Genomic DNA, 11,475 nt, shown 5'->3' on the forward strand with positions numbered 1-11,475 from the left:
TGCGCGGGCTATCGTATAATCTGTCTCGCCCGCTTGCGAGCGGACAACGCACGGTAGGACATCCCCTATACCCGCTCAGTTCTTTTCGCCTCGCTGTTGATTACCACGCCTATTCTTTGTGAGTCAAGCTAATTGCGGAAGTAAACCTTCCAGTCAAAAATGGGTTTTTTCGTCTGTGTCACGTTCATTTGTGGGTAGCCTCTCTCGGAAATATCAGCAAGAATCCTCGCCCCCCCCATTTATAATACGGGGATTGGGAACGCGATAATGCAACATCCAGACTGCGTTCTATCTCGTCTGATGGATCGGTAATAAACAGACGACTGTCGCGACGAAAGTAGAAGGAAATACGCCCCTGAGACCGGAAGCGGGAGGCCGACAGTCGAAAAGTTGATAAATAATGACCGCCGTATATTGACTGACAGGGAAAACGCGGTCAAGCGATGAAACCATCGATTACAACCGTTTGTCAGAAAACATTAGGAAACTTCCGAGGATTATTCTTGACAATAGGATTCGCCGATATAGACTTAACACAGAGACTGCCCGAAAAGGCGAAACATCGGATGACAAACTGACGGCAGCGTCGAGCGATCCCTTATGCTGCCTCTTCTTTCCCTTCACGCCTGGAAGGGTGGGGTGGGGGCCAACGAGAGGACAAAGATGGTTGACGTGCTTTCGCGTTACTGGTGGGCTTTCGTGGTCAGGGGGTTTTTCGCGATTCTCTTTGGTATCCTGGCCTATACTTGGCCGGGGATCACGCTCGCAGTACTTCTCATCTTCTTCGGTGCCTACGTCCTGATAGATGGAATCTTGCTGGTCATCAAGACCATAGCTCACTGGAGCGGAAAGGAGGAACGGTGGCTCCTTCTGCTTGAGGGGCTTCTGGGCATAGGAATCGGGATTATCACTTTTATTGTCCCCGGCGTTACGGCAATAGGGTTAGTTCTGTACATTGCTGTATGGAGCCTCGCGACAGGTGTCCTCGAGATCGCAGCAGCCGTTCGCCTGAGAAAAGAAATCAAAGGGGAAGCCTGGATGATTGTGAGCGGCATCGTTTCGATCCTCTTTGCCGTTCTCCTCATGATCTTCCCCGGGGTCGAGGCCTTGGGCCTGCTCTGGCTGATCGCCGTCTATGCGATCATCTTCGGGGTGGTACTTGTAATACTCGGATTCAAACTCCGCAGACACCGATCTCAACAGCACGTGGGGACATAGTAAACATCGCGTTCATTACATCTTTCTTGTGGGGGATAAGACATGACACCAGACAAAAAGGCCGAGTCAGAAAACAAGGTGACGGATAAGCTGCGCTCATTTTTCAGTGGCGAGGGTGGCCAGAGTGGCCAACCCAAGAAGGACGGTCTACCCCCCAAGACCCATTTCAGTATCTGGTACTTTGTGATCACCATGCTCCTCATCATATACCTCCAGCAATACTTTCTTTCCTCTAAGGTCGAGACCATCCAGTACAGCCAGTTCAAGCAGGAAGTGGCCCAGGGGAACGTCGAGAAAGTGACCATCGGTCCGGAGAATATCGTCGGGACCCTGAAAGCGAAAGACAAGAAACCGGCTCAGCAGTTCACCACCATCCGGGTGGACGATCCCAATCTGGCAAAGGATCTTGATGAGCACAACATAGATTATTCGGGGCAATATCAGAGCAAGTTGCTGGGCACTATCCTCTCCTGGGTCCTCCCCATCGGCATCATGCTTCTGATCTGGCGGTACGCCATGACCAAGATGGGACCTGGCGCGGGGGTCATGTCGTTCGCCAAGAGCAAGGCCAAGGTCTATGCGGAGAGCGAGACCAAGGTTAACTTCTCCGACGTGGCCGGCATCGACGAGGCCAAGGAGGAGCTCCAGGAAGTCGTTGAGTTCCTGAAAAGCCCCGAGAAGTTCCAGAGGCTTGGGGGTAAGATCCCGAAAGGCGTCCTCCTCGTAGGTGCGCCGGGAACCGGCAAGACCCTTCTCGCAAAGGCTGTTGCCGGAGAGGCACAAGTACCGTTCTTCAGCATCAGCGGATCTGAATTTGTCGAGATGTTCGTGGGAGTGGGCGCATCCCGTGTGCGCGACCTCTTCGCCCAGGCCACAAAGCAGGCACCCTGTATCATCTTCATCGACGAGCTCGATGCGCTGGGGAAGGCCCGGGGCATCAACGTGGTCGGCGGAAACGACGAACGAGAGCAGACACTCAACCAGCTTCTCGTGGAGATGGACGGATTTCAGTCGAACACGGGGGTCATCATCATGGCCGCCACCAACCGCCCGGAGATCTTGGATCCTGCTCTCCTGCGGCCGGGCAGGTTCGACCGGCAGGTCGTCATCGACCGTCCCGACGTGAACGGACGGGAAGCCATCCTCAAGATCCACTGTCGGCATGTTCTCCTGGGCCCGAATGTCGATTTGCGCAAGATCGCAGCCCTCACGCCCGGGTTTGTGGGTGCGGACCTCGCCAACCTCGTCAACGAGGCCGCCCTGCTCGCCGCTCGGAAAGATAAGGAGGCTGTGGGTCCGGAGGAATTCGATGAGGCCATCGACAGGGTGCTCGGAGGCTTGGAGAAAAAGAAGAGGGTTATGAACGTCGAAGAGAAGAAGATCGTAGCCTTTCACGAGTCCGGTCACGCGATCACGGCCGAATCCGTAGAATACGCAGACCCGGTGAACAAGATCTCCATCATCCCTCGGGGAGTAGCCGCCCTGGGCTACACGCAGCAGCGGCCCACCGAGGACCGATACCTTATGACGCGCCCAGCTCTGCTCGATCAGCTTGCGGTTCTTCTGGGCGGCAGGGTGGCGGAGGAGATCGTGTTCGGCGACATCTCCACAGGAGCCCAGAACGATTTGCAGCGAGCAACGGACATCGCCCGGGCCATGGTCACCGAGTACGGTATGAGCGACCAGCTCGGTCTCGTAACGTACGAGCGTCCCCGTCAGCCCATGTTCCTTCCGGACAGTTATGCTCCCTCCAAGACCTACAGCGAGACAAAGGCTACCCAGATCGACGAGGAAATCTCCAGAGTAATGGCCGAGGCCCACGAGAGGGTGCAGAAGATCCTGTCGGAACGCAAGAAGGTCCTCGATGAGTTGGCCCATCTCCTGATGGAAAAAGAAATCGTACAGGGGGAGGAACTAAGGAAAATGCTGTCGGCGCATGGACTGGGAAAAGCCCAGAAAGGGGCTACCTAATAACCATAGACGAAGAAATGGAGGTGATCTTATGAGTGCAGGCTCGCAATTACAACATGAGGTCTTGGCAGAGCTTGAGTATGAACCAACAGTGGATGCTTTAGCGATCGGCGTCACCATCGCCGATGGAATCGTGACTCTCAACGGTACGGTAAAGAGCCTCCCTGAAAAATGGGCAGCAGAGGAAGCTGCATTGCGGGTCGCCGGGGTTAAGGCGGTGGCGAACGAGATCGACGTGAAGCTCGTTCCCGGCGCCGAGCGAAGCGATGAAGACATAGCCCGGTCAGCTGTGAACGCCCTGGCGTGCAATATCTATGTTCCCGAGGACCGCATCAAGGTGAAAGTGGATCAAGGGTGGATGACCCTTGAGGGAACGGTGGAGCGGCACTACGAGAAGGAGGCTGCGGATAGTTCAGTTCGCCACACAGCGGGTGTGAGGGGGGTAACAAACCTGATACGTGTGGAGCCCCTCGTTGAGTCGACAAACGTGAAAGAAAGGATCGAGCAAGCGCTCAAGCGGAGCGCTGAGGTCGATGCGCAGCAGATTACCGTGGAGGCTGAAGGTGGCAAGGTTGTGCTCAAGGGAAACGTGAGCTCGTGGGCTGAGCGGAGACAGGCGGAGCGAGCCGCCTGGTCTGCACCGGGTGTGTCAGCGGTGGATAATCGGATCATGGTTAAAGCAACGCTCAGGCCGATTCTTTAGTGTCCGCCCAGAGAGGAGGACTGGCCGGACGAAACCTGCCTCTCGATGACTGATATGGCACTAAATCCTTAATACGAGCATTCGGCCATAAGTAGTTGTCAGGCATACGGTTCAATTTCAATCAGCCAATTTATTGCATCCTCAAAAGACGTGAAGGCCTTGATCCGAAAGCCTCGATTTTGGGCACAGAGGGCAAGGAACTTGGCGGAGTCGAAATCTGCGCTGGGGGAAAGAACAGCCGTCTTTACGCGGAAGGCCTGCAGAACTTTGCTGAGTTCAACTGCCAGATACCAGAGATCCATGATGGACATCCGTGACTGAGTCCTTCGAGTATCCACAAGTATGTGATAGCGATCCAGATGGGTTGCGGCTGAAGCGATCTCCAGCAGGAGTTTCTTGGTCGCTTCCAGGTCGAGTTCTCCGTCCGGGGTTGCCCTGATGAAGTCGTGGGCATGGATGATTCTGATATTCGTCGGCATGATCAGCTCCTCCTTTGCCTCTTGGCGCCTAAGAATTAATATTTATGAAGGCTCCTCAATTCGAGGAAGCGCTACATAGAATGTTGCACCGTGGCCAGGATTACCCTCGGCGCACACAGTGCCGCGGTGAAGAGTGGCGATCTTTTTTACGATGGCGAGGCCCATGCCGGTGCCCCTGAACTCTTCCTGGGAGTGGAGCCGTTGAAACGGATTGAACAGTCTGTCCATATACGCCGGATCGAAGCCCACCCCGTTATCTTTGATAAAGAAAACGTTATCCGTGGCTCTCTGGGTGCATCCTATTTCAATCACTCGCGTTGGTTCTTTACTCGTAAACTTGAAGGCGTTGGAAATAAGGTTGGTAAACATCTCATTGAGCATGTGTTCATCCCCGACACAATGAGGAAGAGGATTGATCATCACCTCTCCGTCGGGATAGAGTGCGCGGAACTCCCCGACAATCGACTCGACAAGTGCAGTCATGGATACGCGCCCGTGCTGGACCGCTTCTTTGCCCAACTTCGCGTAGGCCAGCAGATCGTTGATCAGCTGTTCGATCCTCTTCACGTTGGCCTGTATAATATCAGCTTGTTCGGTCAGCTTCTCATCAAATGAGCCCGCGTACGTTTTTTTGATTCTCTGGTAGACACCTTCGATAACCATGAGCGGCGTGCGCAGGTCATGGGAGACCATAGAATTGAAAGCTCCCAACTCCTCGTTCGCGTTTCTGAGATCCACAATCTTCTGCTCCAACTCTTGGTTGAGCCTCACGATCTCGAGCTCTGCCTTTTTTACGGCCGTGATGTCTCGCAGAACCGATAAAATGGCAGGTTGTCCCTTGTGCGTGGTTGCGACGACCGATGCCTGCAGTGTCCGTACCTCTCCGTCTGGTCTTTGGATCCTGTACTCGACGATGTTGTCCGGATGTTCACCCCTTTGCCTTGCAAGGACACGCTCCCTGACAGCATCCCGGTCTTCGGGAACTACGAACTGTTCAAGCGGGTGGCCCACGACCTCAGAATCGCTGGCAAGACCGTGGATGGCGAGAAAGGCTCTGTTGACAAAGACCCTCTCTGTGTTGACGGTAATCGCAACTCCGTCGGCAATGCTTTGGACAATTGCTGCGTACAACTCTTCGTTTTCGAAGAGTGTCGAATCCTTTTTCGGTTTATTGCTCACAGACGAGCGGGGAACATTGTATCGGGACCGAGAACCTTGACTAAGCCTCATCTGTCACCCCCTCAGCGGATGAGAAAAGCTAAGAACAATTAAGGCCACTGCAACATGAAGGAACGTCTCGCACGACTATGTGGCCATGGCTCATTCTTTCGTCTACTGTGTAGAGATATCAGAGCCTTCTTCTCTTGGTTCGGTCATTCGTTTTGAATAGTATCCTTGTCGGAAGTGACCTGTCAATGATTTTGTGTCGGGTTACCGGTGACTGGCCCCCCATAACTGGCATGGACGTTGAGTCATATCGAAACTCCAAGATCAGGACTTTCTACAATTTCGTATTCGGGGTGCCCTGGTGGAGTATCAATGGAAAGAAGAGATTTTGATAATGGGCTGTCTAAAACATAATCAGGCTGGAAATCGGTTAACAACTTCTCATGGGGCAGCGCGTCCATCCGAATTATTCTCAACGGGCGTTTCAATCCCGAGGCCGTGTCTTCTTTCCAAAATGGAACAAGCCGCATTTTGTTGTGATAGATTATTGTATCGCAGGCAACAACCAATAGAAGAAGACAAGCAAAGACAGCACGGAATCATATCGCCGTATCTGTTTGTGAATCCGCAAGGACATAAAAAGGGTCGTCACTATACTTTGAAAATCCTCGAGAAGATATGGGACCGAGCGGCGGAAGCGGTTGGTGAAGATATCGGTCTATATCAGGGAACCAAGCATAGCACGGCAAGCCAGTTGATAAACGAACGGGGTTTCAGTCAGAGCGAATTGCAGATGGCGGGAGACTGGTCGCGGCTGGAATCGGTGAAGAAATATGGCAAACTAGAGGTGTCAGCGAGGAAGACATTGCTCGAAGGAAAAATCGTTTCATTCGGCACGAAATCGGAACTAAATCAAAATTCCAAAAGCTAATAATATCAATAAGTTAGAAGCGGAGAGGGTGGGATTCGAACCAAACACCACCGTTGTAAACCGTTGCCTGTGGCCATTCTATAAAACAGCCTCATACCGAACTCATACTATCACCCGTAAAATTGGGGTCCAAATTCACCCTTTATTGAGGGAAACATCTCTTATAATTTCACCAAGGGGTATAGTGTATAGTCGCTACAGACGTAACTTACGTAACCGACGTAACCCATATCCATAGATGAGCCACCATCAACGGTTTGGGGTATATGGGTTGTTCTAAAAAAGACGTAACTGGAATGTAACCGACGTAACCCTTGCCAGGGGTCGATGCCACATTGAAGCCTTTCCCGGGCCCTCATGAGACGGTCCGGGCTCCGGAGTACGGCAGCTCGTCGGCTCAGAATTTATGAAAAAACTATAAGAGGTGGAAAAACAATGAGGTATTGTGGTGTCAGTGGAGGCCTTACTTTGTTTCGGCTTTTAGCTTGTCGACGTACCTGGCCAGCTCTTCCTCAGCGAACATGGTTTTTTTTCCCTGCTTGAAAGGCTTTATTTTGCGCGATTTTATGAGGGAATAGAGATTTGGCCGGGATATCTTCAAATATTTCAGTACTTCGTTCACCGTGTAGATGTTGGGTAGTGTCATATCAATTATTATACCATACAGTATTTTATTGTCAACTATTATTAAAATAGTCTTGACAATTAACTATATTGTACTATAATATACAGTAATTATCAGTACCGCACTTTAAGGATTAGGAGGAAAGCCCCATGGAACTACCGGATTTTGATAGCATGAACCTGGATGCCCTCCGTGAGCAGACCATGGTGTTTCTCCGGTCTATACGGGATAGGGACAGGATGTGCGCCCTTTGTGTCATCGCTTTTGCTCACGCGCATAACGAGAGACGCGACTTGTGCGGGCCGGAAAGAAAGAAATATGACGAAGCACTGAAGAAACAAACGAAAGGGAGCAACCCAGCCTTGCATCTCGTTAAGCCAGGCGCGGCGGAAAGATAGGACCTCGATAAAAATAGGAGGAATGGGCCCATGATGGAATCACCGGATTACCAGAACATGACCACGGACCAGATCAGGGATCAGGCTATAGTGTTTCTCAAGGGCCTACACGAAAGAGGCGATATAAAAGCCCTGTGCGTAACGGCCTTCACGTACTTCATAAATCAACAGGCTGAACACGAAGGGATAGAAAACCTGCAAAAACCGGCGAAGCAAGGCGCACAGCGAGGGCTTAGGTTAGTTAAGCCCCAAAGCTGAATACCAATAAAAAGGAGGAAAATACAATGGACACCAAGACGAAAGGCATTAAGGACACAAAGGCCGCCGAGGACCATGAGAAGTCCGAGGCCTCCGGGACGATTGAAGAGGAAAACAGTCCCTACGAAGAGGAGGTTGCCGCAGAAAAAGTGAAATTTCGTAAAATGTCCGGGTTTGATCAGAGAGACTATGTCCTTCACACCACCGCCATGCTATCTTTTCTCGCCGACACCTCGAAGCTCATTTACTCAAGGGAGGACGGAATAGTCGCCAGTGATGAACAGTGTCTTGGTATCTACCTATTGTTTGGCCACGTGAAAACAAGGGTCAGAGCTTTAGAGGCAGCATTTGAATAAGCGACACGAAAAGAAGATTCCGGGCGCCCAGACGAATCTTGCGGCCAAGGAGCTCGCCGAGGCATTGAGGTTCGTCCGGGGCCATAGGGGATCTTGCCTGTCACCGAGGGAGCGGGCCATTCTGAATGGCATTTATTACCGCGTGAAGCGTGCTCACATTTTCTTAACGGCAGATGATGACCAACTGGAACGATCATTATCGGAGGCCAGGAACAGGCCTCTTTATACAGACGAGGAGCTTCTGGAACACGCGCAGATCTCTGAGGCGGAGAAGGCGGCCATGTTGAAGATGCCGAAAAGGTAATGTTGGTGTGGCCGCCATCGCTCCTGACAAGCGCAGCGCATGCGTCCCACGCGTTAGAACGGACCCGCCGCGGTCTTTGTGCAGGGGAGTCCCTAAAAAGGCATCCAGAGCAAATTTTATAGACATACGGGCCGAAAGACGATAGCATAATTTCCAAGGATAGTGCCGGCCGCACGAAAAGGGAGCTTCTCCGGCTCCCCTTCCTTGACTGAGGATCTGGAGAAACCACGCGGAGAGTGGAAATGGACAGGGAAATACATACATTCTTAGAGTTCCACGAATCCCTTTTTGAAAGCTTCCATTGGTGTCCTATATATGGCAAGATCCCATGGTTCAACTATGAACCAAATTCTTCCATCTATCAGTGTTGTGATCTGATTCAGCGAGCTCGCTCGCTTCTGGAACGAGAAAACTATTTTTATATGAATCCCCCGATCGACTTCGTCTATTCTCCGCAACCGTGCAAGGCTTGTGAGCACCGCTCATCATGCACGGGACTCCCGTACTGTGAGACGTGGAGTAAATGGGAAAGGGAACAGCGAGCGATGTACGAATACTTTCCTCCGGAATTTACGGAGGGAGAACGCGTCAATTTAAGGTCTGCCAGGGCAATCCTGCATAATTCTTATGCCATCGAAGATCATACCCTGTGGTGGTCGAATAACGATTTGGATAACGTGGCTAAATACGGGGACCACGAAAAGCACGACCTGGCGTCCGTATATGAACGAGCGATTGAGAAGACAAAAGACCTGGCGACTTATTTTGAGGAGGGGTCGAGCTGGACCATAGACGAAGATACGGATGACGTTTTTATTCTCACTATCCTGGCGATCAGCAAGGCTTGGGGGGTACTGAAGACAATAGGATATTCCGGCGATGATCTTGATGCTCAAAAAAACACGCGCACCGCAGAAAAACTGCTGTTTAAAGCGCATGAACTCGCAGAGAAGCGAATACTCGAAGATATCGAAAATGAGCGGCACAAAAAAAGTGAAGAGATGTCCGCTAAGGAATTAGAAGTAACCTTGCTAGATCAACGCAATGCTGAGCTGAGTAAGATCGCAGATCGAGTGGAAAAAAAGAAGCAAACCCGTGCCAAGCAACTCGAAAAAGCAAGAAAGATAAAGATCAAAAAGCATAAAGAGAGCAAGGAAGCAGCAACCCAACTTGCCCAAAGTATGGCTGTTGATATTTGGCATAGGGAACGTAAAGACGGGTACAAGGCCTCCAACAACCGCAAGACTGCTAGTGAGATAAAAAGAAAAATTAGTGGAACAGTGCGGAGCAATACGGAAAAGAAAATAGAGGTGACGCCGGCGGAAAGCTATTTAGAAAAATACTCGGTGCCCCACATAGCCAGGCTAATAAAAAAGCCAGATGTCCGGGCCAATCAAGCCATCCGGAGACTCTGGAACAAAGCCTAAACTCATTTCCAATTCCTGAAAGTTCGAGCACGTACCCAGCGGGGCTCTAAGACAGATTTCCAATTTTCCATCGTGTTCTGGAAAAACCTACCAAATATAAAGATATTTCCCCGAATCTGCTTGAACTGAATCTCTTAACAAAAACGTAATTTGTTCTCCTTAGTTTTTGTGTGGTTACGAGCCTATGGTCTGGTTCTGTATCAGAGGCAGCATGAAACTTGAAGTATACATAACCTTATAGCGACGTCCGGCGAAAGCTGCCGATGGTATCAGGCGGCGCGCACGGATAGCAAAGGAGCGGGCACATGGACGAGAACAAGAGGGTAGGTATACAAGACATCCACGTAGCGGCTTGGCTCCAAGCCCGGAATATTTTCCCCGAATTGAAATTGGTAGCCGGTAGGGTCATTTTCTCATTCCCAGCAACAGACGAATTTTACCTGCTTCTCGAAGAGTACAACGCCAATCCGTTGACCCCGATTGCCGACTTTGTCGGCGTGCTCAAGCGTCTTCGGGGCCAGATGATGGCTATAAAGACGAGCGGAATGCGCGCATGAGGGAAAACGCCGATCGCCGCCGTGATACTCGCCGGTCAATACCCCTGTCAATCGACGAGCGAACAGAGCGAATTGCAATTCTTTCGGCGGGCCTACAACAAGCAAATAACGTCATTCATGGAAGAATCTCGGCGCTCGCCAGCGGACAGACCGGGCGAGATCTGGAAGACACCACCGCAAAAAACAAAAATCAAGGAGGCGCACTTGAGAATAATTGACGTGCTCACAAGCCCCTGGGCGATAGAATATAACCGGGAGACCGGCCGGTCCGACAAGCTCGCCGAAATACAGGCGATCTACTCCGCGCACCTGCGCGGCGAGAGTATCGACATTAGCGCGGTTGAAGAGAAGGTTGGCCACGCCTTAGACAACGAGCAAAAGCCCTACCAGGTCGTGAACGGCATCGCGCTCATCGAGCTTTCCGGCATCGTGACAAAGAGGATGAACCTCTTCTCCAAGGTATCCGGGGGCATTTCTACGGAGATCGCGCTTAGAGATTTCCGCCAGGCCATGGCAGACAACGCCGTCACCGGCATCATTCTGATCGTTGATTCTCCCGGAGGAACAGTAGACGGCACGGCGGAGCTCGCCTCCGCGATCAATGAAGCGAGTAACCTGGGCTCAAAACCGATCCTTACCTATACCGATGGCACCATGGCGTCAGCCGCTTACTGGATCGGCGCCGCGGCGGACAGGGTCTACATCAATAACGATACCGCCCGGGTTGGTTCCATCGGCGTCGTGGCCACTCACGTTGACTACAGTCAATACGAAGCAAAGCTCGGCATCAAGACGACTGAGGTCTACGCGGGCAAGTACAAACGCATTGCCTCCGAGTATGCCCCGCTTTCCAAAGAGGGCAGAAGATATATGCAGGATGAGGTTAATTATTACTACACGGTTTTTGCGGATGCAGTGGCCGGATTCAGGCCCGCCCTTCCGATCCCGGAGAACGGTGATATTCCCTGGGCGGACGGGAGGATCTTTATCGGCCGGCAGTCTATAGAAGCTGGGCTTGTGGACGGTATTGCCACACTCGATCAGCTTGTATCGAGACTCTCAAAGGCAGGCGGGGATATGA

At 51.7% G+C, this 11,475-nt stretch carries 14 protein-coding genes; 11 read left to right on the top strand and 3 right to left on the bottom strand.

The window, feature by feature from the left end:
• Positions 1 to 600 precede the first annotated feature (600 nt).
• From VMT62_07395 to VMT62_07405, 3 genes are read left to right on the top strand one after another with little or no spacing between them, the layout of a single operon-like run.
• Positions 601 to 1,218, top strand: a complete 618-nt coding sequence (locus tag VMT62_07395; GenBank protein HVN96235.1) for an HdeD family acid-resistance protein — start codon at positions 601 to 603, stop codon at positions 1,216 to 1,218.
• Between the two features lie 42 nt (positions 1,219 to 1,260).
• Positions 1,261 to 3,189: an ATP-dependent zinc metalloprotease FtsH gene (gene ftsH / locus VMT62_07400; protein ID HVN96236.1), complete on the top strand. Its 1,929-nt coding sequence runs from the start codon at positions 1,261 to 1,263 to the stop codon at positions 3,187 to 3,189.
• Between the two features lie 31 nt (positions 3,190 to 3,220).
• Positions 3,221 to 3,892: a BON domain-containing protein gene (locus tag VMT62_07405; GenBank protein ID HVN96237.1), complete on the top strand. Its 672-nt coding sequence runs from the start codon at positions 3,221 to 3,223 to the stop codon at positions 3,890 to 3,892.
• Between the two features lie 98 nt (positions 3,893 to 3,990).
• Here the strand turns inward: VMT62_07405 and VMT62_07410 are convergent, their stop codons facing one another.
• Positions 3,991 to 4,371, bottom strand: a complete 381-nt coding sequence (locus tag VMT62_07410) for a hypothetical protein (protein ID HVN96238.1) — start codon at positions 4,369 to 4,371, stop codon at positions 3,991 to 3,993.
• A gap of 42 nt (positions 4,372 to 4,413) precedes the next feature.
• Entirely contained in the window at positions 4,414 to 5,601 is a 1,188-nt protein-coding gene (locus tag VMT62_07415; protein ID HVN96239.1) for an ATP-binding protein, read from the bottom strand.
• A gap of 298 nt (positions 5,602 to 5,899) precedes the next feature.
• Between VMT62_07415 and VMT62_07420 the strand changes: the two genes are divergently transcribed.
• The gene (locus VMT62_07420) at positions 5,900 to 6,469 is read left to right on the top strand and encodes a hypothetical protein (GenBank protein ID HVN96240.1); all 570 of its coding nucleotides are present in this window, start codon (positions 5,900 to 5,902) and stop codon (positions 6,467 to 6,469) included.
• 463 nt (positions 6,470 to 6,932) lie between these two features.
• Here VMT62_07420 and VMT62_07425 read toward each other — a convergent pair whose 3' ends face one another.
• On the bottom strand, positions 6,933 to 7,115 hold the full coding sequence (locus tag VMT62_07425; GenBank protein HVN96241.1) for a helix-turn-helix domain-containing protein: 183 nt from the start codon (positions 7,113 to 7,115) through the stop codon (positions 6,933 to 6,935).
• A 128-nt stretch (positions 7,116 to 7,243) separates the two neighbouring features.
• On the opposite strand from VMT62_07425, the gene VMT62_07430 reads away from it, so the two are divergent.
• From VMT62_07430 to VMT62_07460, 7 genes are all read left to right on the top strand, one after another.
• Positions 7,244 to 7,492 carry a hypothetical protein gene (locus VMT62_07430; GenBank protein ID HVN96242.1) on the top strand — a complete coding sequence of 83 codons (249 nt, stop codon included), beginning with the start codon at positions 7,244 to 7,246 and terminating at the stop codon, positions 7,490 to 7,492.
• A gap of 30 nt (positions 7,493 to 7,522) precedes the next feature.
• A complete protein-coding gene (locus VMT62_07435; protein ID HVN96243.1) occupies positions 7,523 to 7,750 on the top strand; it encodes a hypothetical protein in 228 nt (75 codons plus the stop codon).
• Positions 7,751 to 7,776: 26 nt separating this feature from the next.
• Positions 7,777 to 8,106, top strand: coding sequence for a hypothetical protein (locus tag VMT62_07440; GenBank protein HVN96244.1), 330 nt, complete (start codon positions 7,777 to 7,779; stop codon positions 8,104 to 8,106).
• Positions 8,099 to 8,410, top strand: coding sequence for a hypothetical protein (locus tag VMT62_07445; protein HVN96245.1), 312 nt, complete (start codon positions 8,099 to 8,101; stop codon positions 8,408 to 8,410). Before VMT62_07440 ends, VMT62_07445 begins: the two co-directional genes overlap by 8 nt.
• A gap of 242 nt (positions 8,411 to 8,652) precedes the next feature.
• A complete protein-coding gene (locus VMT62_07450; GenBank protein ID HVN96246.1) occupies positions 8,653 to 9,837 on the top strand; it encodes a hypothetical protein in 1,185 nt (394 codons plus the stop codon).
• Between the two features lie 305 nt (positions 9,838 to 10,142).
• Complete coding sequence (locus VMT62_07455; protein HVN96247.1) at positions 10,143 to 10,394, top strand: hypothetical protein; 252 nt, start codon at positions 10,143 to 10,145, stop codon at positions 10,392 to 10,394.
• 204 nt (positions 10,395 to 10,598) lie between these two features.
• Positions 10,599 to 11,475, top strand: an 877-nt coding sequence (locus tag VMT62_07460; GenBank protein HVN96248.1) for a S49 family peptidase, incomplete at its 3' end; no start/stop codon positions are given.

This window comes from Syntrophorhabdaceae bacterium (genome assembly GCA_035541755.1).
Taxonomy (GTDB): Bacteria; Desulfobacterota; Syntrophorhabdia; order Syntrophorhabdales; family Syntrophorhabdaceae; genus PNOF01.

What these genes read in the sequence shown, in the direction of transcription:
- VMT62_07395 (HVN96235.1), top strand. Translation starts at nt 601, where the DNA reads ATGCTGCCTCTTCTTTCCCTTCACGCCTGGAAGGGTGGGGTGGGGGCC.
- ftsH (HVN96236.1), top strand. Translation starts at nt 1,261, where the DNA reads ATGACACCAGACAAAAAGGCCGAGTCAGAAAACAAGGTGACGGATAAG.
- VMT62_07405 (HVN96237.1), top strand. Translation starts at nt 3,221, where the DNA reads ATGAGTGCAGGCTCGCAATTACAACATGAGGTCTTGGCAGAGCTTGAG.
- VMT62_07410 (HVN96238.1), bottom strand. Translation starts at nt 4,371, where the DNA reads ATGCCGACGAATATCAGAATCATCCATGCCCACGACTTCATCAGGGCA.
- VMT62_07415 (HVN96239.1), bottom strand. Translation starts at nt 5,601, where the DNA reads ATGAGGCTTAGTCAAGGTTCTCGGTCCCGATACAATGTTCCCCGCTCG.
- VMT62_07425 (HVN96241.1), bottom strand. Translation starts at nt 7,115, where the DNA reads ATGACACTACCCAACATCTACACGGTGAACGAAGTACTGAAATATTTG.
- VMT62_07430 (HVN96242.1), top strand. Translation starts at nt 7,244, where the DNA reads ATGGAACTACCGGATTTTGATAGCATGAACCTGGATGCCCTCCGTGAG.
- VMT62_07435 (HVN96243.1), top strand. Translation starts at nt 7,523, where the DNA reads ATGATGGAATCACCGGATTACCAGAACATGACCACGGACCAGATCAGG.
- VMT62_07440 (HVN96244.1), top strand. Translation starts at nt 7,777, where the DNA reads ATGGACACCAAGACGAAAGGCATTAAGGACACAAAGGCCGCCGAGGAC.
- VMT62_07450 (HVN96246.1), top strand. Translation starts at nt 8,653, where the DNA reads ATGGACAGGGAAATACATACATTCTTAGAGTTCCACGAATCCCTTTTT.
- VMT62_07455 (HVN96247.1), top strand. Translation starts at nt 10,143, where the DNA reads ATGGACGAGAACAAGAGGGTAGGTATACAAGACATCCACGTAGCGGCT.